The following is a 23,465-nucleotide window of genomic DNA, read 5'->3' on the forward strand; positions in this document are numbered from 1 at the left end:
CGATAGCAGACGCGTTCTTGTGACCATCCATCGAGACGCCCGCCACGGGCGGGCGCCTCAGGATGAGGACGGAGTGCGCGGCGATCGTTCAGCGGGCATTTATATGTCCATGAGACCGCTCGACCTCTGCCGGAACGTTCACGCCGCCGCGTTGCGCAGCATCGGATTGTTGTCGATGCTGAAACGGTTGAAAAGCGTCGTAAACGGGCTGCCGTCGGTGGCCCGCACGATGGCGTCGGACGCAGCGATCGCCTCGTAGAGCGCGCCGACCGGATCGTCCGCCTCGTCCAGGTCGAGGCTCTTGCGAATCTTCTCGCGGGCTTCGTTGATCGCGTTCTCGTCGTCGAGCGTCGCCTCCAGCGCCTCCGCCGCACGCCGCATCTCCCCGAGGTCGCCGCCGCCCGAAAATTTGAGGACGTCGAGCCAATAGGGGCGGGCGATGACCAACTGGACGAACGCCTCGAACGTATCGGCGATGATTCCGGCCCGGCCCTCCGACGAGACATAAAGTACATTCTGCGGCGGGAGCAACACGAAGGCGCCTCCGGAGCCGTCACGGCCGATCTGCCGGGGGGCCTCGATGCCGTCGATGGTGAACCAGGGCTCGTCGTCCGGCGCGAAGAAGACGTCGAGACTGACCAGCCAGGCGACGGCCTCATGGTTGGACGTCACGACCTCGGGCGAGAGGGGCATCGGCGTGGCTCCGTTTCAAGCTTCCGCGCACTTTGTCGCACCCCGGAAAAGATCGGTTCATGTGCTCGAATTTGCAGGGAAATCGCCGCGTTAACGCTTCGCGCCTGCAACTTACGGCTGATTGTCGGGGCCGGCGTAAGAAAGAATTAAAAACCGATGACTAGCGTTCCAAGCATCTTTGGAAACGATCCGGGCCGAGACCCGGCAATACTTTATTATATCCCCTGGGGCAGAAGATGTCGCGTTCATTGATTGAAATCGGTAGTTGCAATGTTGAGCTCGAGCTGCGGCCGATCGAGCCGTCCTGGATCATCGAGGGCAATCCCGTGTCGCGCTCGCATATCCTGTCTACCAGTGCCGACGGCACCGCCTCGACCATCATCTGGCAGTGCACCGAAGGCCGCTTCAACTGGTACTACGATATCGACGAGACGATCATGATCATGGAAGGATCGATCGTGCTCGAAAGCGACGGCATGCCGCCCAAGCGCTACGGCCCCGGCGACGTGATCTTCTTCCGCGACGGTGCGCATGCCAAATGGCATGTCGAAGGCCACGTCAAGAAGATCGCCTTTTGCCGCAAGACCAATCCGGTGATGATCGGCTTCCTGATCCGCGCCGTCAACAAGCTCAAGAAGATCTTCGCCTTGACCGGCGAGCGCCGTCCGGCCTCCCTGCTGGGTGCCGGCTAGAGCATCCAACAACGTTTCAAGGACGCTTCCCAGCGCCACGACGAAGAGGGGTCGGGATCAACATCCCGGCCCCTCTTCTCGTCAGGACGGCAGCTCGAGCCGGTAGACTTCGGCTGCCGTCTGCGAGAACAGGGCCGTCTTTTCGGCCTCGCTGAACGGCGAGGCGATCCGCTTGAAGGCGTTGAAGATCACCTGGTAGCTGCACTGGCCCTTGTCCGGCGGGAAGTTGCTTTCGAACATCGCACGTTTCGGGCCGAACGCCTCGATGCAGGTCTCGACATAGGGCCGCCACGCCGTGGCAAGCTCCTCGGATGTCGGTGGTCTCTCGCGCAAATGGAAGTCGTAGCCGAGCAGGCACATGGCGAGGCCGCCGAGCTTCACCACCACGTTCTCGCATTTCGCGATGTCACGGATCGAGGCGCACCATTGTGCAAACACCTCGTTGCGCTTTCCTGCGAAGCGGCCGACGCCGGCCGGGCCGCCGCAATGATCGAGCACGATGCTGGTATCGGGGAAGGCGCGTGCCAACGCGGCGAGCTCACCGATCTGCGGATGAAACAACCAGGCATCGAAGCTGAGGTCCAGCGGCGCGAGGCAGGCAAATCCCTGGCGGAAGGCTGCCTCCTGCAACAATCCCTTCGGCCGGGTCGCATACATGCCGGCGACGAGGGGATCCTCATCCCAGGCGGAGGAATGCCTGATGCCGCGGAAGCGGCCGTTGCCGGCCGCAATCTCGGCCTCCAGCACCCCCTTTACGGCGTCGCCGAGCAACAGATTGGCGTGGCTGACAATGCCGGCGCAGATCGCAGCCTTGCCGTAGCCGCCGCTCGCGCTCATCGCGGCGACGCCGTTGGCGAACTCGACCTCGCCGACGGGCCGGAATGCCTCCGGCCCGTGCGCGCGATACATCGAGCGACAGTCGACATAGACGGTCGCAATCACGTTGTGGCCGGAGGCGATGTCATCAGCCATCTCCTCGATCAGATAGCGGTGCCCGCGATTCCACAGATGATGGTGGGGATCGACGATTGGCCGCGAGGGATCGATGATCTCCTCCTGATGCAGCGCGAGCCAGTCCTCGCGCGGCTCGACGAACAGCCCGCTCGTATTGGCGGGTACACTGCTTGCAGCCATCGGCGTTCGCTCCCTCGCGTTTGTTGTGAGGGGAGCCTAACATCTCATATCGTCCTGCAGCCGCGCGCGTTGTGCAACCGCCTCCGTCTTGGCGAGCACAGCGGTGCCTTGGTCAGCCCTTCCGCCGCCTCGCCTGCACGTCGACCATCAGCCGCCAGTCGGCCGCGGCGCTTGGCTTGGCCTCACCGAGCCAATGGAAGGAATCGGCGGTGATCTCAGTAAAGCTCCAGCGCGTCAGCTCGCCGGCCTCGGTCGTTCCCTCCTGCACGATGTCCTGTCCGTGCGGACGGCCGATCTGCTGGCGGAACACTGAGCGCGCGGGATCGAACCAGCAAATCCGCCATGCGGACATGGTGGGATCATAGACCCGCAATGTCGTGCCGTACCAATTGCCGGCGATCGGAAAGGCCGGCGCGCCCGCGGGCCGCGGAATGATCCAGACGTCCTGGACGGCGCGGCCCTGCAGCACCCAGCCGAAATGGATTTCGCCGGGGGCGGTATGCTTCGTCCCATCGGGACCGTGGGCGGTGACCTCGGCGTCCCAGTCACCGACGAAGCGGCCGTAAAGCTGGAGCGCCGCGGCATGCTCCCGATTCGGGCCATCGGCGTGTAACAATCTCGCAAAATCGGTCATGTCGATCTCCTCTCGCGGGAGATCAGCACCGAACGGCGACGGCCGGCTTGGAGAAAATTGCGCCTCAGACCCCGTCGAGGATGATTACCGTCGGCTTTGGCGGCAGCGCATCCCGCGACATCCGGAACGACCGCCCCGAGCGCCGGTCGATCTCGAACTGCTGGCCGATGCGGTGCATGAAATCGTCGAGCGGGGTGGCAAAGCGGTGCATCGGCAGCACCACCGATGCGCGCAGCCGCTTGGTGATGTCGGAGATGCCGTCCAGGGACATGGTGTAGGTGCCGTCGATCGGCACCATCACGATGTCGAGCCGTCCGATTTGCGCGAAATGGCTGTCGTCGAGCTTGTGATGGAGGTTGCCGAGGTGGCCGATGCAGAGGCCGGCGACCTCGAAGATGAAAATCGAATTGCCGTCGCGGATCATATCGGTGCCGGCATCGTCGCCGAAATAGCGGCGAATGTCGGTGGTGACGTTGCGGATGAAGGTGTCGCTGAGGCGCTCCGACACGATCGCCGGCTTGCCGTCCTCCCCCCAACCATGCAGCACGTGGGGAATGCGCCTGTCGGGGAACAGGGAGTAATGCGTGCTGTGGGCCCGGTTCATGGTGACGACGTCTGGCAACCGTCCGACCTGGTAGGCGCCACTGTAGTCGGTCGCGATGCGCAAGCCGCCGGGCGTGTCGAGGAAATAGGTGGAGTGGCCGGCATAGGTGATCTCGACTTCAGCCGTGCCGGCTGCCGGCCGAAAGGCAACCGGCGTGGCCCGCGGGGCCGCGTTGGCCATCGCCAGGCACTCGCTGCGCTGTGGCTGCTGGGCGAGGGCAGGTGTCAGGAATGCGCCGAACAGCGCCAGAGCCGCCGAAACCAGTCGCCGCATGGATCCGTCCCCGATGACTTCACGGCGAAGTCTAGCGTGCAATGCAGCGCCGCGCCAATGGGGTAGGATCGACAGCGCGTCCGTGTCGCACCTATTGCTCGCGCTTCGGGCTGAACTTCCAGGTGATCGCGACGAGGCTCGCGGTGATCAGCCCGCTGACAAGGCCGGCGATCGGCAGAGCAAGTAGCAGCGCGGCGCTGGCCGCCCAGCCGATCGAGGAGAAGGCTTCGGCGAACGTGGCCAGCCGCGACGAGGTCTGGCGGCGGCGGAATTGGCTGCGCCGGGCCTGCACCCGGAACCAGAGCTGGATTGCGGTCGCGGAGGCCGCGCTGATAATGATCGCGGCGCCAGTGATCGCAGCCTGGACCGGAGCGGCGAACGCGAGCGCGGCGAGCAGCGGGCAGAAGATGACGGCGATCGCGATCAGCACCACCTCGATCTTGGCGCGGATGACGCTGGATGGCGTCAGCGGCGCAGTCGCGACCAGGTCGGGGGCGTCCTCGCCCGAGATCGTCAGCCAGGCCAGCCCGCCGGCAAGCTGTCCAGCCGCCATCACCACGACTGGCGTAATCAGCGTCAGCGCCGCGGAGCTGTCGGCAAAATTGCGCCAGAGCAGCAAGGCCGGCGGCACCAGATAGAGCAGCTGCATCAGGGTCTGCGAGATCAGCCAGGGATCGCGCCAGAGCAGCAAGAATTCCTTGCGCCGCAGCGCCTGCTGCCGCGACCCGCCGCGGAACGGACGCTCCTTCGCGCGCTTGCTGCCGGAGCTGCCGTAGGCCGCGGCATCGATCGCCGTGTCGGCAAAGCGGTGCGAGAAGATCGCCATGACGCTTCCCAGCAGCACCAGTGCGAGCGCGAGAAGCAGCAATAGCGCTTCGCTGTCGCCCATCGCCGCCCGCGCCGGCCACCACCAGATGCTGTCGACATCTGGGGCATGCGCGGCCACGCTGCGCGAGGTCAGGATCGTGAAGCGCGACAGCGTGCCGTAGGACATGATCGCGGCGACCTGGAGCGCGATCACGAAGCCGGCGCCGATGATCGCGGCGAGGATCTGGGCGATCAGGCGTGTCCGCGCCGGGCCGATCAGCCGAAACAACAGGATGGTGACGGCGATCGCGACTGCCGCGGCCGACAGGCCCATGGCGACGACCACTCCGAACGCGCTGAGCCAGCGCGCGCCGCCGCCGATTACCAGCACGTCGATGAAGGGCGTCGAGAACAGCAGCGCAATCAGGGTGACGGTCAGCGCGATCGCGGCGATGCGGACCGAGAACAGATTGGCGAGCGTCGCCGGCGAGGACATGATCAGGTCGAGATCGGCGCGGGCATAGAATACCCGCGTCACCGATTCGATCGCTTGCGACAGCATCAGGGTCCAGGCGAGGAAGATGGTCGCCGAGATCACGATCAGCGAGGATTTGTCGAGCGGCAGCTGCAGATCGGCGAAGCGGCCGATCACTGCCCAGGCCGGCAAGTGCAGCAGTGCCGCAAAGCAGACCATACCGATGATTGCGGCGCGCGCCCGCTTGCGCCGTCCTCCGGTCATCATGGCGAACCATTCGCGCCAGGCGAGCCGAAGCTCGTGGCGCGCGAACCACGACAGCGCGGTTGCCGAGCTCATGCGGCTTCCGAAAGCGTCACCAGCGTGATGAAGAGATCCTCCAGGCTGGTGTCGGCATGGCCGTTCTGCCGGCGCAACTCGGTCAGCGTGCCCTCGGCGACGAGCCGGCCCGAGGCGATCACGCCGATGCGGTCTGCCATGCGCTCGGCGACCTCGAGAATATGGGTGGTCATGATGACGGTGCAGCCGGCGTGGACGCGCGCGCTGAGAAGGCCCTTGACGTGGCGGGCGGAGACGGCGTCGAGCCCGGTCAGCGGCTCGTCGAGGATGATGAGGCGGGGATCGTGCACCAGCGCGCCGGCGAGCGCGACCTTCTGGCGCATGCCCTTGGAAAAGCCTTCGCAGCGCTCGTGCCGGTGCGACTCAAGACCGAGCGATGAGAGCAAGTCCTGCGCGACCGGCTCCGAGAGCGACGGGGCGATGCCCCAGAGGCCGGCGACGAATTCGAGATATTCGAGCGGGGTCAGCTTGTCGTAGATCATCGGTTCGTCGGAGACCCACGCCATCACCTGCTTGGCGGCGACGGGGCTTTCGAGCGCATCGATGCCGAAGATCGACACCGCGCCCGCGTCGGGACGCAAGAGGCCAGCAACCATGCGTAAAGTGGTGGTCTTGCCGGCGCCGTTGGGGCCCACCAGCGCATAGAATTCGCCGGCGTGGATGGTGAGATCGAGGCTATCGACCGCCAGACGGTCAAAACGCTTCGTTAACCCCTTTACTTCCAGCGCCGAGCTGTCCGGCTTCATGACGGCCACACCATCCGGTTTTGCATCGCTCGCGACAATGACCTGAAGATGTTTCGGCACCGTGAATCGCGCTGCCGCAAATTCCGTCATCCGGATTGGACTAATGGCAAGTCGCCGTGCAAGTCACCGTTTGTTGACAGCGCTGAACGGTTCAGGCTGAATTGGTTCCGGACAAATGGCGCTAACGCGGCGAAACGACTGCGTAGCGACTGGACACAAGATGCGGCAAGGCGGTCAGAAGAGCCGTCGGTTGTATCGGGAGGACGCGCGTCAATGCTGGATTTCGTTCAGCAGCTTGTCAGCGGTGTTGCGCTCGGCTGCGTCTACGGCCTGATCGCGCTCGGCTTCGTGCTCGTCTACAAGGCTACCGAGGTCGTCAACTTCGCCCAGGGCGATCTGATGATGCTCGGCGGGTTCTTCGCTTTCACCTTTATCGGCATGATGGGCCTGAACTACTGGATCGGCTTTGCCGGTGCGGTGGCCGCAATGGCGCTGTTCGGAATGCTGGCGGAGCGCGTGGTGGTGCGGCCGATCCTCGGCTATCCGCAATTCTCGATCATCATGGCCACCATCGGCCTCGGCTATTTTCTGCGCTCGGTCGCCGGCATGATCTGGGGCACCGATGATCTGAAGATCGAGACGCCGTTCAGCCAGGGCGTGCTGCGCATCGGTTCGCTGGTGCTGGCCTACGACAAGCTGTCGGTGATCGCGGCGACGATGATCCTGTGCACGCTGCTCTATCTGTTCTTCAACAAGACCACGCTTGGCACTGCGATGCGCGCGAGTTCCGAGAACATGCTGGCGGCCTATTACATGGGCATTCCGGTCAAACGCGTGGTGTCGATCGTCTGGGCGATCAGCGCGGCGGTCGCCACCTGCGCCGGTGTGTTGCTGGCGCCTATCACCTTCATCCACTCCAATGTCGGCCTCGTCCTTGGCCTGAAGGCGTTTCCCGCGGCCGTGCTCGGCGGCTTCGGCTCGATCCCGGGCGCCGTGGTCGGCGGCGTCCTGATCGGCGTGATCGAGAGCATGGCCGGCTTCTACCTGCCAGAAGGCTGGAAGGATGTCGCGCCGTATCTCGTGCTGCTCGCCGTGCTGCTCCTGAAGCCCGAAGGCCTGTTCGGCCACCACGTCCGCAAGAAGGTCTGAACGCCATGCGCTTTCTGTTCAAGACCGACTATGAGGACGACATCAAGCTGTTTCCGCATTCGGGCTATTACGTCTCCTACGGCGTCCTGCTCGCCTTGCTGGTGATCGCGCCTTTTGTGCTCTCCAGCTATCTGATGAGCCAACTCGTCTTCGTCTGCATCTATGCGACCGTCGGCGTCGCGCTGCTGATCCTGACCGGCTTTACCGGCCAGGCGTCGCTCGGCCACGCCGCCTTCCTTGCCATCGGGGCTTACACGGCGGCCTATTTGCAGAAGTATAACGTCCCGTTCCCGGTCTATTTCCTTGCTGCCGGAGGTTTGACCGGCATCATCGGCGCGATGGTCGGCTTTCCCGCGCTGCGCTTGACCGGCATCTACCTCGTCATCGCCACCATCTCCTTTGCCCTGATCGTCGAGGAGATCCTGGCGCGCTGGGAAAGCGTGACCAACGGCAACGAGGGCATGCGGGTCAAGACGCTGTCGTTGCTCGGCGTCACGGTGCCGCGCGACAGCCCCACTTTTTATTTTCTCTGTCTCGCCGTGCTGGTGCTGACCATCGTCGGCACGCTCAATCTGCTGCGCTCGCCCACGGGGCGTGCCTTCGTTGCGATCCGAGACAGCGAAACGGCGGCGCGCAGCATGGGCGTCAACGTCGCGCTCTACAAGGTGAAGTCCTTTGCGATCTCCGCGGCCATCACCGGCTTTGCCGGCGTGCTGTTCGCGCACAAGCTCTCCTTCATCTCGCCCGAGATGTTCACGCTGCAGCTCTCGATCGAGTTCATCATCGTGATCCTGATTGGCGGCACGTTCAGCCTGCACGGTGCGGTGCTGGGGGCGATCTTCATCGTGATGATCGATCCGTTCCTGACATACCTCAAGGATGACATGCCCGGCATGATCGCCGGGGTCGCGGCGACGTTCGGCGCCGGCCCGGCCACTGCGGGCAACATCAAATCGACCGTCGCGGCCTTTGCCTCGCTCAACGGCCTGAAAGGCGCAATCTACGGCATCATCATCGTGCTGTTCGTGCTGTTCGAGCCGCTCGGGCTCTACGGTCGTTGGCTGAAGATCAAGCTATTCTTCCAGCTGTTCCCGCTCTACAAGCGCGCCACATTCAAGCGGCAGAAGATCTACGTGAAGTCGGAGCGGAACCGATGAGCTATTTCCGCGCCGAGAATTTGTCGCTGCATTTCGGGGGCCTCAAGGCGGTCGATGCGGTCTCGTTCGCGGTCGAGAGGGGCGAGATACTCTCGATCATCGGCCCCAACGGCGCGGGCAAGAGCTCGATCTTCAACCTGATCTCGCGCATCTACCGGCCGACCTCGGGCCGCATCTTCTTCGAGGACCAGGACATCACGGAAGAGCCGCCCTACGACATCGCCAGGCTCGGCATCGCCCGGACCTTCCAGAACATCGAGCTGTTCGAGAATGCGACCGTGCTGTCGAACCTGCTGGTCGGCCGCCATCGGCATTCGACCACGCAGCTCTGGCAGGAACTGCTGTTCCTGCCGAGCGTGCGGGCCAACGAAAAGGTGCACCGCCGCAGGGTCGAGCAGGTCATCGAATTCCTCGATCTCGAGCCCTATCGCGACAAGCTGATCTCCGGCCTGCCCTACGGCGTACGCAAGGTGATCGAGCTGGCGCGCGCGCTGTGCTCGGAGCCGAAGCTGATCCTGCTCGACGAGCCGTCTTCGGGCCTCAATGTCGAGGAGACCGACGACATGTCGTTCTGGATCCGCGATATGAAGAGCGAGCTCGGCGTCACCGTACTCATGGTTGAGCATGACATGTCGCTCGTCAACCGCGTCTCCGACCGCGTCATCGCGCTGAACTACGGTAGGGTGCTGGCGATGGGCTCGCCTGCCGAGGTGCAGCAACATCCCGATGTCGTTGCAGCGTATCTGGGAGCCTGACGCATGGACGCCGCCGTCAAGCCCGAGATCATCCTGAAACTCTCCAACATCGAGAGCTACTATGGGCCGATCATGGCGATCCGCGGCATCTCGCTGGAAGTGCCGCGCGGCCGCATCGTCACGCTGCTGGGCGCCAACGGCGCCGGCAAGACCACTGTGCTGAAGACCATCTCCGGCATTCTCGATCCGCAGAAGGGCTCGATCGAATTCCTGGGCAAGCCGATCCAGCGCATGGAGGCGGACCGGATCGTGCGGCTCGGTCTCAGCCATGTGCCGGAGGGGCGCGAGGTGTTCCCGTTCCTGTCGGTACGCGAGAACCTGATGATGGGCGCTTATCCACGCAAGGACCGCGACGGTGTGGTGGAGGATCTGGAGCGCGTCTACGGCTATTTCCCGCGGTTGAAGGAGCGCATCAACCAGCCGGCCGGCCAGCTCTCCGGCGGCGAGCAGCAGATGCTCGCGATCGGACGCGCTCTGATGAACCGGCCGACGCTGCTGCTGCTCGACGAGCCCTCGCTCGGCCTGTCGCCGCTGCTGGTGAAGGAGATCTTCACCATCATCCGCCGCGTCAACGAGGAGCAGGGCATGTCGATCCTGCTGGTGGAGCAGAACGCCAAGGTGGCGCTGGAGACGGCGCATTACGGCTACGTGCTGGAGATCGGCCGCATCGTGATGAACGACAGCTGCGACCGCTTGATGCATTCCCAGGACATCCAGGAGTTCTACCTTGGCGCCAAGGAAGCGGGCGCGCGAGGCGAGCGACGCTGGAAGAAGAAGAAGACGTGGCGGTGAGGACAAGCTGGCAGTAAGATGAGCCTGTCATCCGCAACAGAGACCGCCGACAAGGCAGGCAGCGGAGGCAGGCGACAGGGAGGAGAGGCGCATGGCCGGACCGGCGGTGCTGACGGTCGCTGATACGATTGCGAAGAGCTTCTTGCGTGCTGCGGAGACGCGGGGCGATCGGCCGGCCATCCGCGAGAAGAAATTCGGCATCTGGCAGCCGACCAGCTGGCGCGAATGGCTCGCAATTTCGAAAGAGATCGCCTACGCGCTTCATGCGACGGGCTTCATGCCCGGCGACGTCGCCTCCATCATCGCCAACGCCGTGCCGGAATGGGTTCATGCCGACATGGGCATCCTGTGCGCGGGCGGCGTCTCCTCCGGAATCTATCCGACCGACGCGTCGTCCCAGGTCGAATATCTCGTCAACGATTCCCGCACAAAGGTGATCTTCGCCGAGGACGAGGAGCAGCTCGACAAGATACTCGCCTGCCGCGTGCGCTGCGCGAGCCTGCAGAGGATCATCGTGTTCGACATGGAAGGCCTCAGCGGCTTCTCCGACGACATGGTGATGTCGCTCGACGAGTTTCGGGCGCTCGGCCGCAATCACATGGTCGGCCGTGAGACGCTGTGGCAGGAGATGATCGACAGTCGCAGTGCCGGCGATCTCGCCATCCTGGTCTATACCTCAGGCACGACCGGCCCGCCCAAGGGCGCGATGCACGCCAACCGCAGCGTGACGCACCAGATGCGGCACGCCAACGACTTCATCCCAGCGCGACAGGACGAGGACCGGCTGATCTTCCTGCCGCTCTGCCACGTCGCGGAGCGCATCGGCGGCTACTACATCTCGGTCGCGCTCGGCTCGGTGATGAATTTCGCCGAGAGCCCGGAGACCGTGCCGGACAATCTGCGCGAGGTGCAGCCGACCATCTTCCTCGCGGTCCCGCGCATCTGGGAGAAATTCTACTCCGCCATCACCATCGCGCTGAAGGATGCGACGCCGCTGCAGCAATGGGTCTATCGCCGCGCGATCGCCGTCGGCTACCGCATGGTCGATTATCGGATCGAGGGCAAGCCGCCGCCGCTGTCGTTGCGCTTCGCGAACCGCGTCGCTTACCGGCTCGCATTCCGCAACATTCGCCGCATGATGGGGCTTGATCGCTGTCGCACCGCCTTCACCGGTGCCGCGCCTATCGCGCCGGAACTGATCCGCTGGTATCTCGCGCTCGGCATCGACATCCACGAGGTTTACGGCCAGACCGAGAATTGCGGCGTCGCCACCATGATGCCCGCCGAAAGGGTCAAGCTCGGCTCGGTCGGTACCGCCGTGCCCTGGGGAGAGGTCGCGCTGTCGCCCGAGGGCGAGATCCTCATCAAGGGCGACTTCCTGTTCATGGGTTATCTCAACCAGCCGGAGAAGACCGCTGAGACCATCGATTCGCGCGGCTGGCTGCATACCGGTGACGTCGGCACCATCGACAACGAGGGCTTTGTCCGGATCACCGACCGGATGAAGGACATCATCATCACCTCCGGCGGCAAGAACATCACGCCGTCCGAGATCGAGAACCAGCTGAAATTCTCGCCCTATATCTCCGATGCCGTCGTGATCGGCGACAAGAGGCCCTATCTCACCTGCCTCGTGATGATCGACCAGGAGAATGTCGAGAAGTTCGCCCAGGATCACGACATTCCCTTCACCAATTACGCGAGCCTGTGCCGGGCGACGGAGATCCAGGACCTGATCGGCCGCGAGATCGAGCAGGTCAACGGCAATTTCGCCCGCGTCGAGACCATCAAGAAATTCTACCTGATCGAGCGCCAGCTCACGCCGGAGGACGAGGAGCTGACGCCGACCATGAAGCTGAAGCGCGGCTTCGTGAATAAGCGCTACGCCGCCGAGATCGAGGCGATGTATCGCGAGCGCGCGGTGGCGTGAGGCATGCGCATGCCCCGGAAAAGTGGGACCCGGTTTCCCGAGAGGGGGCATGCGCAAAAAACATATCATTCGAGAAAGCGAAGGAGCGACGGCCCTCGCCCTTCGTCCTACACGGGCCTTTAGGAGAGGAGACGTCAATGTCGAAATCGTTCAGCGCATTCGGCCTTGCTGTGGGCGCCGTGGTGCTCACCTGTCTGCCAGCCGCGGCGCAAACCAAGGTCACAAACGAAGGCATCTCGGCAACCGAGATCGTCGTCGGCACCCATCAGGACCTCTCGGGTCCGATCAAGGGCTGGGGCGTCCCGGTCTCCAACGGCCTGAAGATGGCGGTCGAGGAGATCAACGCGTCTGGAGGCGTCAACGGCCGCAAGATCCGTTTGGTCGTCGAGGACAGCGGCTACGATCCGAAGAAGGCCGTGCTGGCTTCGCAAAAACTGATCGAGCGGGACAAGATCTTCGCGATGATCGGACCGATGGGGTCTCCGACCGTGCTGGCCGCGCAGGACATCCTGCTCGATGCCGGCGTGCTTCAGCTGTTTCCGCTCACGGCGGCCGAGTTCACCTTCAAGTTCGATCCGGCCAAGCCGCAGGAACGGCTCAAGTTCAACAATCTGCTGCCCTATGTCGAGAGCACGCGTGCGGCACTGAAATACATGATGGAGTGGAAGAATTTCAAAAAGCCCTGCATCATGCATCAGGACGACGAGTACGGAAAGAACGTGCTTGACGGCTTCAACCAGCAGCTCACCGCGATGAAGGTGCAGCCGGCATCGATCACGAGCTACAAGCGCGGCGCCTCCGATTTCAGTGCGCAGATCGCCAAGATGAAGTCCGACGGCTGTGACCTCGTCGTGCTCGGCGCGGTGCTGCGTGAGCCCATCGGCGCCATGACCGAGGCCAAGAAGCTCGGCTGGGACGTCACCTTCCTCGGCGCCACGCCCACCAATGTCATGGAGGTGCCAATGCTCGGCAAAGAGGCGGTCGAAGGCCTCTACGCCGCAAGCGGCTTCGAGATTCCCTATGAAGACACTGCGAAGGGCAAGGTCAAGGATTGGCTCGTCAACTACAAGAAGATGTTCGGCACTGACGCCAACACCCAGGCGATCATCGGCTACAACGCGATGATGACCTTCGCCTTCTACGCGCAGAAGGCGGGCAAGGATCTCACGGGTCAGAAGATGCTGGACTCGCTGGAGTCGGGCGAAAAATTCCTCGACATCTTCAACTCGCCGCCGACCAAGTTCTCCAAGACCGACCACCTCGCCAACACCATCACCCAGGTCCAGCAGGTCAAGGGCGGCCGCTGGGTGCTGGTGAAGGACAATCTGATGTTCTGATGCGAACTCTCTCGCGGCGAGCGGTTTACCCTCTCCCTTGTGGGAGAGGGTGGCTTCGCGACAGCGAAGCCGGGTGAGGGGGGTCTATCCTTACCAGCAGGCTTGCGAGTAGCGAGAACCCCTCATCCGGCGCGCTCGTGCGCGCCACCTTCTTCCACAGAGGGGAGGAAGAAAGCGCAACGCGTGGAGAGACTGCTACGATCCCCCGCTCGCCGTACCCGAATTCACCGGCGCCAATTCGTCCTCCCGGCAGCGCCAGCCGTCGGCGGCTTTGACGAAGGCGAAGGTTCGCTGAATCCTCAGGCGGCGCGTCACGTTGAAGGCTTCAGCCGAGCGCTCTCTGTTGGCGGCGCCCGGCTGCGGACGACCCGTCCGGGCGTCCCAGCAGGTGCCGGTGCAGCTTGAGGCGACCTTGCTGCACATGGTGAAGGGCGCCAGCACGGCCATCTCGATTTCACCGGTGACCTGCGCTTCCTGCTCGGTCACCTGGCTGTCGAGCGCGTAGACGCGGTTGATGCGGAGGAAGCTGCCGCACGAATTGGCCGCATGGATGCGCGCCGCGCAGAAGTCCACGGCGTCGGTGTCGGGGATGCGTGCCGCAACCTGCCGGCCGAACACCTTCTTGGGGTCGCCCTTCGCCGCGCGAATTTCCTCGGTCCTGCGCTTCAACTGCTCGGAGAGACAATCCTCTGCGGATTCGAGCTCCTGGAGCGGCACGTTCTCCTTGCCGACGAGATTGCACTTGCGATCGCGCTCCCGGGTCCACCGACCGTATTCGGCGAAGGCAAAGCGGGCCGCGGTCGGGTCGAGCTTGCCGATCAGGCCGAGCGCCTGGCCATTGAGCTCCGTTTCGGCAAGCGCCAGCGACGGATCCGCGCAGATCAGCGCGCCGGCTGCGGTGTTGGCTGCAAGGCAGTCGAAATCAGGATCACGCAGGATCGCGGCGCGCTCCTCGGTCACCTTGAGCAGGCAGGCCTTCACCCGCTCGAAATCGTCGGGGCGGACTGCGGTCTGGCCGACGATGCCGCAGCCGAGATTGCGCTGGCGGTTCCAGACCGCGTTCTCCTCGATCGCGGGCAGGCGATCGGGCAGGCGGGCGAGACGCGCCTCGATCGCCGTGTTCAGCTTCTCGGCGGCGGCGGCAAGCGCGGCATCGCCGCAGAACAATTGATTGCCGGGGTCGCGAATCTGCTGGCAGTTGTTCTTGGCAAACAGCGGCAGCCTGTCGGCGATGGATCGGTCGGACTGCGCGGATGCGGGAGCGGCGAGCGCCAGCAGCGCAAGCAAGGACAGCACGATGAACCGCATTCCCCTCACCCCCGCATGGAAGTCACCATGCTAGCGTCTGGGATCGCGCGGTGAAATGGCTTTGTAGGCGAGGTCGCCCGAAGAAATCAACGCGCCGCGGCGGACATCATGGAGACCTGCACCGGCTCGTCGACATATTTCAGCACGGCCGATTGGTGGAGCGCGAACAGCGGCTGGTAGCTCCGCGCAGCGTCGTCCTCGACCATTGCCATGCGGCGGTTGTCGAGCATCAGCCAATGACCGTCGAGACGCGCGGCGACAACTGCGTGCTCCTCGCCGGCCTTGACGTCGCGCACCACGAGGATGCGGAGGTCCGCGGCGGCGACGCCCGCCAGCCGCAGTGCGGCCAGCTTGGCGATGGCATAGTCCTCGCAATCCCCGGCGCCGCGCGCGAAGGTCGCAAGCGGCGAGCTCCAGACGTCGTTGATGCCGTCATCGGCGGCCCGGATGGCAAGGTTGATGGCGCGGTTCGTCTCGCCGAGCCGGGCGCGGCCGTCGCGGGCGCGGGCCTGGTCGACGATGGCGAGCAGCTTCAGGGCCGCAGGCGAGGCGCAATTGTCCCGGTCGCCGTCGCATAGCGCGAGCTGAACCATGTCGCCGTCAAGTTCATCCTTCAGCGCGAGCCATTTCTGTTGCAGACCGCCGGTGGAGATGGCGAAGGCGAACACCCCGAACGGCTCGGCGGATTTGCGCACGAGAACGCCTGCGCCCGGCGACAGCAGCGTGCCGGCGCGAAGCTCGGCGGCTGATCCACACAGGATCAATCCGCACAGGACAAGGATTGCGCGCCAGGCGCGCGAGTGAGCAGCCGTCTCCATCTGACATCCCCTTCCGGCTTCGGCCCAAGTCCCCCTCGACCTGAAACGTGCCGGGCTTTGTTGCTTTCGCGGAGATAGTGCGAGGCGGGCCGTTTTGTTCTGCTTAACGCGCCCGGCTGGGGTCCCGAAACCGGGGAACAGGCTGAAACGGGTCTGCCCGAATTGCGTAAAATTTTACGATTCGCCGGCTAGGTGGGGGCTGGCTGCCGCGAAATAGAGCCAATTGCAGACGCAGGTTGTGGGGGGCGAATCTGTATCCGTATAGCTAACGACCCCCCATTTCATGGGGTTCTGTTAGTTAGATCACAGATTTAACTCCGTATTTGCCGCAGGATGCAGCGGGACCTCGTGAAGGGAAGATGACGCAAGTATCTCTCCCATAAAAATTCGGAGGGATACTTTGGATGACTGGAAATGCGCGGAATCAGGCCGAATTCGACCACCAAATATTTGAGGGATTACTTGCGCTTCTCTGTGGTTCGTCAACCAGCAGGGGCCTCGAATGGCCAAGTGATGCAAAATCACACAAGCAATAGATGGTATCCCTAAGGACTTGCTAATGCTATGCAAGCTTAGGCGGTCGATACTTACTTAAATTTTAACTCTTTTTACGGTGCCCGGTTGAACTACGCTGGCCAATTTGACGCCGCGATCTCTTTGGACGGCCAGGGTTCCCGTTCGCCCGCCGGTAGCCATGTCGATTCGTTCACGGCGAAAGCGCATGGTCACGTGCCCGATGGCGCGTTCGTTGTTCCCGATCCCAACCTGATCTTCAACGGCGAGTTCAAGCGCGCGGGCCTGGATCTCGTGCTGTCCCATGAGGGGCACGAGTTCGTCGTTCACGATTATTTCAGGGGCGAAAAGCGCGCCGCGCTGGCCTCGCCCGACGGCGCCCATCTCACCGGCGACATCGTCAACGCGCTCACAGGCTATGTCCAGGTCGCACAAGCCGCCCCCGGCGGCGCGGCCGCGGCCCAGGTCATCGGCCATGTCACCAAGCTTGCGGGCAGCGCGACCGCGATCCGCAACGGCGTCTCGGTCATCCTGAACAACGGCGACAACGTCGAGAAGGGCGACGTGGTCTCGACCGGATCGGATTCGACGCTCGGCATCACCTTCATCGACGGCACCGTGTTCGGCCTGTCCTCCAATGCGCGGATGGTGCTGAACGAGATGGTCTACGACCCCAACGGTTCCAGCAACTCCTCGCTGTTGAGCCTGGTCGCCGGCACCATCACCTTCGTCGCCGGCGAGACCGCCAAGCACGGCGACATGAAGATCGACACGCCGGTTGCCACCATGGGCATCCGCGGCACGGCCGTGCTGACCCAGATCAACTTCGTCGTTCCCGCCGGCGGCGGCGATCCGCAGCCGCAGGCGAGCTTCCAGGTGCTGGTCGAGCCGAACGGCACGACGGGCTCCTACATCCTGTTCGACAAGGTGACGCTGCTGCCGATCGCGACGGTCAATCAGGCCGGCCAGATGATCCAGATCAGCGGCGGCAACGTCTCGATCTCCAACGCGCTGATGTCGCCGGACGTTCAGAAGCTGATCACCGACGTGTTCACGCTGAAATTCACCGACAACAATACCAACACCAAGCTGACCACGAACTTCACCGACACACTCACGCCGATGAGCCAGGACGTGGTGTTCAAGTCGGCGTCCGGCGCCGTCGTGACGGCGACCTTCGTCAACCTCAATACGCAGGGATCGGAGACGCCTAGCACGCCACCGCCCGCGGCCACGCGCATTCCCGGCCAGCCGATTGTGCAGAGCTTCGACGCCAGCGGCAAGGTGACCTCGGCATTCGCGTTGACAGAGCGTGCCGACGTGACCGGCGACACGCATTCCGATACGATTTCCGGCCTGATCAGATTCCTTGATCAGAACCTCGGCGACCGACCGACGACGAGCATCAGCCTCGCCGACGCGCCGAACTACGTCTACAAGGATGCCGGCCAGCACGACGTCACCAGTTCGCTCTCTGCGCTGCAAAAGCAGGACATCGCGGCGACGCAGATCCAGATCAACGTCGCGCCCGACGCCGGCAACACCAACAACGGCTCGGCGGTCTGGACCTACACGATCCCGGACAAGGTCTTCGACTTCCTGGCGGCCGGCGAAACCCTGACGCTGACCTACATCGTCCGTGTCGACACCAATTTCGCGGTCAGCCCCGAGTCCAAGTTCATCCCGATCACGATCACGATCACGGGCACCAACGACAAGCCCACGGTCGCGACGTCGGGCGGAATCGTCATCGAGAAGATCGGGACCGGCAACGAGGCGCTCGACACCATCACCGGGACCGTCACTTTCACTGACGTCGACCTGACCGACCGGCCGATCGTGAGCGCTGCGCTCTCGTCGACCCAGCCGTTCAAATATCTTGATGCCGAAGGCAACGATGTCACGTCGACCCTGACGCCACAGCAGCTCGCGGCGATCGCCGCCGTCGAGGTTCCGCTGACCGTGGTGCAGGGGGCAGGGAACAGCAACAACGGCTCGGCCACCTGGACTTACAGCGTACCCGACCATCTGTTCGACTTCCTCGCCAAAGGCGAGAAACTGACCCTCAATTACGTGGTGCAGGTCGATGACGGGCACGGCGGTGTCGTCAGCACGCCGGTCACCGTCTCGATCAACGGTGCGGACGTCAATGTCGAGGGCACCAACGATGTGCCGACGATCGTCGCGGACGACACCACCCCGGCGGGTGGGGTGACCGAGGATACGGGGGCCACGCTTGCGGCCAACGGCACCATCACATTCAACGACCCCGATCTCACCGATACGCACACCGCGAGTTTCTCGCTGAAGTCGACGGCCTCGAGCGCGCATCTGCCTGGCTTCAGCGACGGCATCTCGCATATCGGCACGTTCGCGCTTGCCCCCGTGGTCGAAAGTCCGGGAGCCAGCTCTCGGGGGTCGGTGGGCTGGACCTTCACGCTCAGCGACAACGATCCGGTGCTGCAGTCGCTGGCCAAGGGCCAGACCATCACGCAGGTCTACACCGTCACGGTGGACGACCATCACGGTGGAACGGTGACTCAGGATGTCACGGTCACGATCACCGGAACCAACGACGCGCCGACCATCACGAGCGATGCAGACGCCGCCGCGGGTACGGTGACCGAAGATGCTGCGACGCCGACGCTGACCGCTGGCGGCACGCTGGCGATTCAGGACCTCGACCTGATCGATACCCACACCGCGCAGGCGGCGTTCAAGTCGGCGACATCGACCGCGCACCTGCCGGGCTTCGATGGCAGCACGCCGCTCGGGACCTTCTCGATCGATCCGTCGGTGACTGAAGCGAACGACGACACCAGCAACGGGGCGACGCTCGGCTGGCATTTCGCTCTCAACGACAACGAACCGGTGCTGCAGTCGCTGGCCAAGGGCCAGACCATCACCCAGGTCTACACCGTCACCTTCACCGACAATAACGGTGCGCAGGTTTCGCAGGACGTCACGGTGACCATCACCGGGACCAACGACACGCCGACCATCACGAGCGACGCAGACGCCGCGGCGGGCGGCGTCACCGAGGACGCCGCCACGCCAACGTTGTCGACCGGCGGCACGTTGGCGATCCAGGACCTCGACCTGATCGACACCCATACCGCGCAGGCGGCGTTCAAGTCGGCGACATCGACCGCGCACCTGCCGGGCTTCGATGGCAGCACGCCGCTCGGGACCTTCACGATCGATCCGTCGGTGACTGAAGCGAACGACGACACCAGCAATGGGGCGACGCTCGGTTGGCATTTCGCTCTCAACGACAACGATCCGGTGCTGCAGTCGCTGGCCGAGGGCCAGACCATCACGCAGGTCTACACCGTCACCTTCACCGACAATAACGGTGCGCAGGTTTCGCAAGACGTCACGGTCACGATCACCGGGACCAACGACTCACCGACCATCACGAGCGATGCAGACGCCGCAGCGGGAAGCGTGACCGAAGACTCCAGCACGCCGACGCTGACCGCTGGCGGCACGCTGGCGATCCAGGACCTCGATCTGATCGACACCCATACCGCGCAGGCGGCGTTCAAGTCGGCGACATCGACGGCGCACCTGCCGGGCTTCGATGGCAGCACGCCGCTCGGGACCTTCTCGATCGATCCGTCGGTGACCGAAGCGAACGACGACACCAGCAATGGGGCGACGCTCGGCTGGCATTTCGTTCTCAACGACAACGATCCGGTGCTGCAGTCGCTGGCCGAGGGCCAGACCATCACCCAGGTCTACACCGTCACCTTCACCGACAATAACGGTGCGCAAGTCTCGCAGGACGTCACGGTCACCATCACCGGAACCAACGACGCGCCGACCATCACGAGCGATGCAGACGCCGCCTCGGGGAGTGTGACCGAGGATGCCAGCGCGACGCTGTCGATCAGCGGTACTCTGGCGATCCAGGACCTCGACCTGATTGACACCCATACCGCGCAGGCGGCGTTCAAGTCGGCGACATCGACGGCGCACCTGCCGGGCTTCGATGGCAGCACGCCGCTCGGGACCTTCACGATCGATCCGTCGGTGACTGAAGCGAACGACGACACCAGCAATGGGGCGACGCTCGGTTGGCATTTCGCTCTCAACGACAACGATCCGGTGCTGCAGTCGCTGGCCGAGGGCCAGGCCATCACGCAGGTCTACACCGTCACCTTCACCGACAATAACGGTGCGCAGGTTTCGCAAGACGTCACGGTCACGATCACCGGGACCAACGACTCACCGACCATCACGAGCGATGCAGATGCCGCCGCGGGTACGGTGACCGAGGATGCCAGCGCGACGCTGTCGATCAGCGGTACTCTGGCGATCCAGGACCGCGACCTGATCGATACCCACACCGCAGAAGGGGCGCTCAAAACTTCGACGTCGACCGCGCATCTGCCGGGCTTCGACAACGACACGCCGCTCGGCACCTTCACGATCGACACCTCCGTCGCCGAGTTCAACAACGACGCCGATAGCGGCGCAACGCTGGGCTGGCACTTCAGCCTCGACAACGGCAACGCGACGCTGCAATCGCTGGCGCAGGGCCAGACCATCACCCAGGTCTACACTGTCACCTTTACCGACGATCACGGCGCGCAGATCGCGCAGGACGTGACCGTCACGATCAACGGCGCGAATGACGCACCGACGGTCACCAGCGATGCCGACGCAGCAAAGGGTACGGTCAACGAGGACGACAGCGGCTCGCTGGCGACCGGCGGCACGCTGGCGATCCAGGATGTCGATCTGACCGACACCCACACGGCGGAGTGGTCGTTCAAATCGTCGTCCGTCAGCACGGACCTGCCTGGCTTCGGAGCGAACTCGCATATCGGCACGTTCTCGATCGATTCGGTGTCTGAATCCGCTACCGACACGGACAATGGCGCGACGCTCGGCTGGCACTTCACGCTCGACAACAGCGATCCAGTGCTGCAGTCGCTGGCGGAAGGGCAGACCATCACCCAGGTCTATACCGTGACGTTCGACGACCCGCACGGCGGCAAGGTCAGCCAGGACGTCACCGTCACGATCACCGGCACCAACGATGCGCCGGCGGTGTCTTATGTCACCGCGGACTACATGAACTTCGACGGCCAGACGATTGCGGTGGGCGAGGTGCCGACGGTTGCCACCGACGGCGTGACGCTGGATGGCTGGGTGAACTGGAACGGGAGCGCTGCGCCCGACGGCCAGGTCTTGTTCTACAACGGCAATACCTCGTCCGCCGGTTTCGGCCTGATCGGAACCGTCGTCAACGGCAGCCTTGAGATCGAAATCCTCGAAGGAGGCGTCGATATTCAGGATACGGGCTTCGCGCTCACCGCCGGGCAATGGCATAACCTCGCCCTGACGCGCGACCAGGGCACCTTCACGCTCTACGTCGATGGCAATGCCGTCTATTCCCACAGCGGAGGCGCGAATTCGATCGGCAGTGGTCAGGACCCGTCCTACATGATGATCGGGGGAGCGAGCGACAGATACGCTCCCGGCTTCGGGGCGCAAGGCTTTACTGGCTCGATCGCCGATGTCAGCGTCTGGACCACCGCGCTCACGCAAGTGCAGATCCAGTCGATCGACTTCACCGCGCTCACCGGGAACGAGACGAATCTGGCCGGATACTACCAGCTTAGCGACGGCAGCGGGACCACGGCCTCCAATGCGGTCAACTCCGCCAAGAGCCTCGTGATCGAGGGCGACGCGGACTGGGCAAGCGGCACCTCCGGGCCGGGCGGCGCATTAGCAGATCTGATGGAAACCGATGCCGGCCATGTGACGCGTGGCGTTCTGGCGGTTTCCGACGTCGACGCCATCGATCACGTCACGGTGTCTGTCAGCGAACTGCAAGTGACTCTCGACGGCGTGGCGCAAGCGGACAGCGTCGGCGGGCTGTCGCATACCGACCTGCTGAACTATCTCTCGGTTCCGTCCGGTGACATCCTCGACGGCACCGCCACCCATACGCAATTCACCTGGACCTTCAATTCGCAGGGGCAGGCCTTCGACTTCCTCGGTGCCGGCCAGACGCTGTCGCTGCAATATACCATCGTTCCGGCCGATGCTGCCGGCGCGGGCGCTGGCGCAGTCGTCACCGTCAACATCGCCGGCACGAACGACGCGCCGACGCTTGCCGATCTCCACATCGGGCCGCTCACGGACACCGCTGCGGCCGACACCTTCTCCGATTTGACCGGCACGCTGTCGGGCCACGATGCCGATACCGGCGAGACGGCGACGCTGACTTATGCCGTCCTCAACGCGGATCAGCACGCGGCCACGACCGTTGCGGGACACTACGGCTCGCTGACGGTCGATAACCACGGCAACTACAGCTACATTGCCAATGCAGAGGCCATCAACGCGCTGCCGGATGGGCTTTATACGGACACGTTCACGGTGCAGACCACGGACGCGCATGGTGCGACCGCCAGCGCAACGCTCACGGTGGATGTGACCGGGGCGAACGACGACAGCGGCCCAGTCATCGACACCACGCGCTTCCACGTCGAGCACATCATCGAGAACAGCAACGATATCGTCACTGATCTTGTCGTCATCGACACCGATGCGGGCGCTGCGGCGGATACGTTCACCGTCACATTGTCGACCGCCCATCCGGATGTGAGCACCGTCAGTATCTACCCGACGACCGGCTCGCTCGAGCAGATCAATGCGGCCCTCGGGGATGGAGCGGGCATCACCTATGATCCGATTGGCGCCAGCACCGATGAGTACCCGCAGCCGCCCGCGACCGACCGGATCACGCTGACTGTCGCCGACTCAGCCGGCCACTACGACACTGTCAACTTCATCTTCGTTGAGGGCGCCGACAGTCCGGACATGACGCTGCAAGGCACCAGCGGCAAGGACGTCATTTTCGCGACCGAGTCGAGCGACGAGCTGACCGGTGGCGGCGCGAAAGACCAGTTCGTGTTCGCGCCGACGTCGTCGCAGGACACGGTCCAGCACACCGTGAACGATTTCGAGACCGGCCTCGACAAGATCGATTTGCGGCAGTTTACCAGCATCACCTCGTGGACTCAGATCTCTCAGCTCGCTGAGCAGCAGGGCACCGATACGTTGCTCACGCTCGATAGCAGCGACAAGATCCTCCTGAAGAACACCGTCGCAGGCAATCTCCACGCCAGCGACTTTATCCTTCATGTGAGCTAGAGACGTCGGGGCGCGCGACTGGTCATTCCGCTTTGATCGCGGCAAAAAACCCCTATCCTGTGTCGCCGGACCGTGGCCATCTGTGCCATTGCGATCCGAGATCGAAGCCGAAGCGGTTGCCGGAAGTCCGATTGGC

16 protein-coding genes are annotated in these 23,465 nt (G+C 63.7%); 8 read left to right on the plus strand and 8 right to left on the minus strand.

Translation table 11 applies throughout. The features are described from left to right. Positions 1-138: 138 nt before the first annotated feature. Complete coding sequence (locus JQ580_RS01395; RefSeq protein ID WP_212277967.1) at positions 139-693, minus strand: hypothetical protein; 555 nt, start codon at positions 691-693, stop codon at positions 139-141. Positions 694-929: 236 nt separating this feature from the next. Here JQ580_RS01395 and JQ580_RS01400 point away from each other — a divergent pair, with 236 nt between their 5' ends. Next, the gene (locus tag JQ580_RS01400; protein WP_212277968.1) at positions 930-1,385 is read left to right on the plus strand and encodes a cupin domain-containing protein; all 456 of its coding nucleotides are present in this window, start codon (positions 930-932) and stop codon (positions 1,383-1,385) included. Between the two features lie 81 nt (positions 1,386-1,466). Here JQ580_RS01400 and JQ580_RS01405 read toward each other — a convergent pair whose 3' ends face one another. The 5 genes from JQ580_RS01405 to JQ580_RS01425 all read right to left on the minus strand — a co-directional run bounded on the left by JQ580_RS01405 (position 1,467) and on the right by JQ580_RS01425 (position 6,397). Next, positions 1,467-2,519 (minus strand): amidohydrolase family protein, encoded by a 1,053-nt coding sequence (locus JQ580_RS01405; RefSeq protein WP_212277969.1) that lies wholly within the window; start codon positions 2,517-2,519, stop codon positions 1,467-1,469. Between the two features lie 112 nt (positions 2,520-2,631). Then, complete coding sequence (locus JQ580_RS01410; protein WP_212277970.1) at positions 2,632-3,153, minus strand: hypothetical protein; 522 nt, start codon at positions 3,151-3,153, stop codon at positions 2,632-2,634. 64 nt (positions 3,154-3,217) lie between these two features. Next, the gene (locus JQ580_RS01415) at positions 3,218-4,030 is read right to left on the minus strand and encodes an MBL fold metallo-hydrolase (RefSeq protein ID WP_212277971.1); all 813 of its coding nucleotides are present in this window, start codon (positions 4,028-4,030) and stop codon (positions 3,218-3,220) included. Between the two features lie 91 nt (positions 4,031-4,121). Beyond that, positions 4,122-5,651: a permease gene (locus tag JQ580_RS01420; protein WP_212277972.1), complete on the minus strand. Its 1,530-nt coding sequence runs from the start codon at positions 5,649-5,651 to the stop codon at positions 4,122-4,124. Then, the gene (locus JQ580_RS01425; protein WP_212279172.1) at positions 5,648-6,397 is read right to left on the minus strand and encodes an ABC transporter ATP-binding protein; all 750 of its coding nucleotides are present in this window, start codon (positions 6,395-6,397) and stop codon (positions 5,648-5,650) included. Before JQ580_RS01425 ends, JQ580_RS01420 begins: the two co-directional genes overlap by 4 nt. A 273-nt stretch (positions 6,398-6,670) precedes the next feature. On the opposite strand from JQ580_RS01425, the gene JQ580_RS01430 reads away from it, so the two are divergent. The 6 genes from JQ580_RS01430 (at position 6,671) to JQ580_RS01455 (ending at position 13,517) form a co-directional block, all read left to right on the plus strand. Next, on the plus strand, positions 6,671-7,546 hold the full coding sequence (locus JQ580_RS01430) for a branched-chain amino acid ABC transporter permease (protein WP_018321344.1): 876 nt from the start codon (positions 6,671-6,673) through the stop codon (positions 7,544-7,546). A gap of 5 nt (positions 7,547-7,551) precedes the next feature. Continuing rightward, positions 7,552-8,703 (plus strand): branched-chain amino acid ABC transporter permease, encoded by a 1,152-nt coding sequence (locus tag JQ580_RS01435; protein WP_212277973.1) that lies wholly within the window; start codon positions 7,552-7,554, stop codon positions 8,701-8,703. Then, a complete protein-coding gene (locus tag JQ580_RS01440) occupies positions 8,700-9,458 on the plus strand; it encodes an ABC transporter ATP-binding protein (RefSeq protein ID WP_094976599.1) in 759 nt (252 codons plus the stop codon). Before JQ580_RS01435 ends, JQ580_RS01440 begins: the two co-directional genes overlap by 4 nt. Positions 9,459-9,461: 3 nt before the next feature. Beyond that, the gene (locus JQ580_RS01445; RefSeq protein ID WP_212277974.1) at positions 9,462-10,250 is read left to right on the plus strand and encodes an ABC transporter ATP-binding protein; all 789 of its coding nucleotides are present in this window, start codon (positions 9,462-9,464) and stop codon (positions 10,248-10,250) included. Positions 10,251-10,341: 91 nt separating this feature from the next. Then, complete coding sequence (locus tag JQ580_RS01450; RefSeq protein WP_212277975.1) at positions 10,342-12,180, plus strand: AMP-dependent synthetase/ligase; 1,839 nt, start codon at positions 10,342-10,344, stop codon at positions 12,178-12,180. A 137-nt stretch (positions 12,181-12,317) separates the two neighbouring features. Then, a complete protein-coding gene (locus tag JQ580_RS01455) occupies positions 12,318-13,517 on the plus strand; it encodes an ABC transporter substrate-binding protein (protein WP_212277976.1) in 1,200 nt (399 codons plus the stop codon). Positions 13,518-13,712: 195 nt separating this feature from the next. Here the strand turns inward: JQ580_RS01455 and JQ580_RS01460 are convergent, their stop codons facing one another. Continuing rightward, a complete protein-coding gene (locus JQ580_RS01460; RefSeq protein ID WP_212277977.1) occupies positions 13,713-14,825 on the minus strand; it encodes a lysozyme inhibitor LprI family protein in 1,113 nt (370 codons plus the stop codon). A gap of 86 nt (positions 14,826-14,911) precedes the next feature. Beyond that, entirely contained in the window at positions 14,912-15,643 is a 732-nt protein-coding gene (locus JQ580_RS01465) for a transglutaminase-like cysteine peptidase (RefSeq protein ID WP_212277978.1), read from the minus strand. A gap of 621 nt (positions 15,644-16,264) precedes the next feature. Here JQ580_RS01465 and JQ580_RS01470 point away from each other — a divergent pair. Then, positions 16,265-23,329, plus strand: coding sequence for a VCBS domain-containing protein (locus tag JQ580_RS01470; RefSeq protein WP_409363189.1), 7,065 nt, complete (start codon positions 16,265-16,267; stop codon positions 23,327-23,329). The last annotated feature ends 136 nt before the right edge of the window (positions 23,330-23,465 follow it).

Source organism: Bradyrhizobium sp. SZCCT0148 (assembly GCF_018129985.1).
Classification (GTDB): domain Bacteria; phylum Pseudomonadota; class Alphaproteobacteria; order Rhizobiales; family Xanthobacteraceae; genus Bradyrhizobium; species Bradyrhizobium japonicum_H.

What these genes read in the sequence shown, in the direction of transcription:
- JQ580_RS01395 (WP_212277967.1), bottom strand. Translation starts at nt 693, where the DNA reads ATGCCCCTCTCGCCCGAGGTCGTGACGTCCAACCATGAGGCCGTCGCC.
- JQ580_RS01400 (WP_212277968.1), top strand. Translation starts at nt 930, where the DNA reads ATGTCGCGTTCATTGATTGAAATCGGTAGTTGCAATGTTGAGCTCGAG.
- JQ580_RS01405 (WP_212277969.1), bottom strand. Translation starts at nt 2,519, where the DNA reads ATGGCTGCAAGCAGTGTACCCGCCAATACGAGCGGGCTGTTCGTCGAG.
- JQ580_RS01410 (WP_212277970.1), bottom strand. Translation starts at nt 3,153, where the DNA reads ATGACCGATTTTGCGAGATTGTTACACGCCGATGGCCCGAATCGGGAG.
- JQ580_RS01415 (WP_212277971.1), bottom strand. Translation starts at nt 4,030, where the DNA reads ATGCGGCGACTGGTTTCGGCGGCTCTGGCGCTGTTCGGCGCATTCCTG.
- JQ580_RS01420 (WP_212277972.1), bottom strand. Translation starts at nt 5,651, where the DNA reads ATGAGCTCGGCAACCGCGCTGTCGTGGTTCGCGCGCCACGAGCTTCGG.
- JQ580_RS01425 (WP_212279172.1), bottom strand. Translation starts at nt 6,397, where the DNA reads ATGAAGCCGGACAGCTCGGCGCTGGAAGTAAAGGGGTTAACGAAGCGT.
- JQ580_RS01430 (WP_018321344.1), top strand. Translation starts at nt 6,671, where the DNA reads ATGCTGGATTTCGTTCAGCAGCTTGTCAGCGGTGTTGCGCTCGGCTGC.
- JQ580_RS01435 (WP_212277973.1), top strand. Translation starts at nt 7,552, where the DNA reads ATGCGCTTTCTGTTCAAGACCGACTATGAGGACGACATCAAGCTGTTT.
- JQ580_RS01440 (WP_094976599.1), top strand. Translation starts at nt 8,700, where the DNA reads ATGAGCTATTTCCGCGCCGAGAATTTGTCGCTGCATTTCGGGGGCCTC.
- JQ580_RS01445 (WP_212277974.1), top strand. Translation starts at nt 9,462, where the DNA reads ATGGACGCCGCCGTCAAGCCCGAGATCATCCTGAAACTCTCCAACATC.
- JQ580_RS01450 (WP_212277975.1), top strand. Translation starts at nt 10,342, where the DNA reads ATGGCCGGACCGGCGGTGCTGACGGTCGCTGATACGATTGCGAAGAGC.
- JQ580_RS01455 (WP_212277976.1), top strand. Translation starts at nt 12,318, where the DNA reads ATGTCGAAATCGTTCAGCGCATTCGGCCTTGCTGTGGGCGCCGTGGTG.
- JQ580_RS01460 (WP_212277977.1), bottom strand. Translation starts at nt 14,825, where the DNA reads ATGCGGTTCATCGTGCTGTCCTTGCTTGCGCTGCTGGCGCTCGCCGCT.
- JQ580_RS01465 (WP_212277978.1), bottom strand. Translation starts at nt 15,643, where the DNA reads ATGGAGACGGCTGCTCACTCGCGCGCCTGGCGCGCAATCCTTGTCCTG.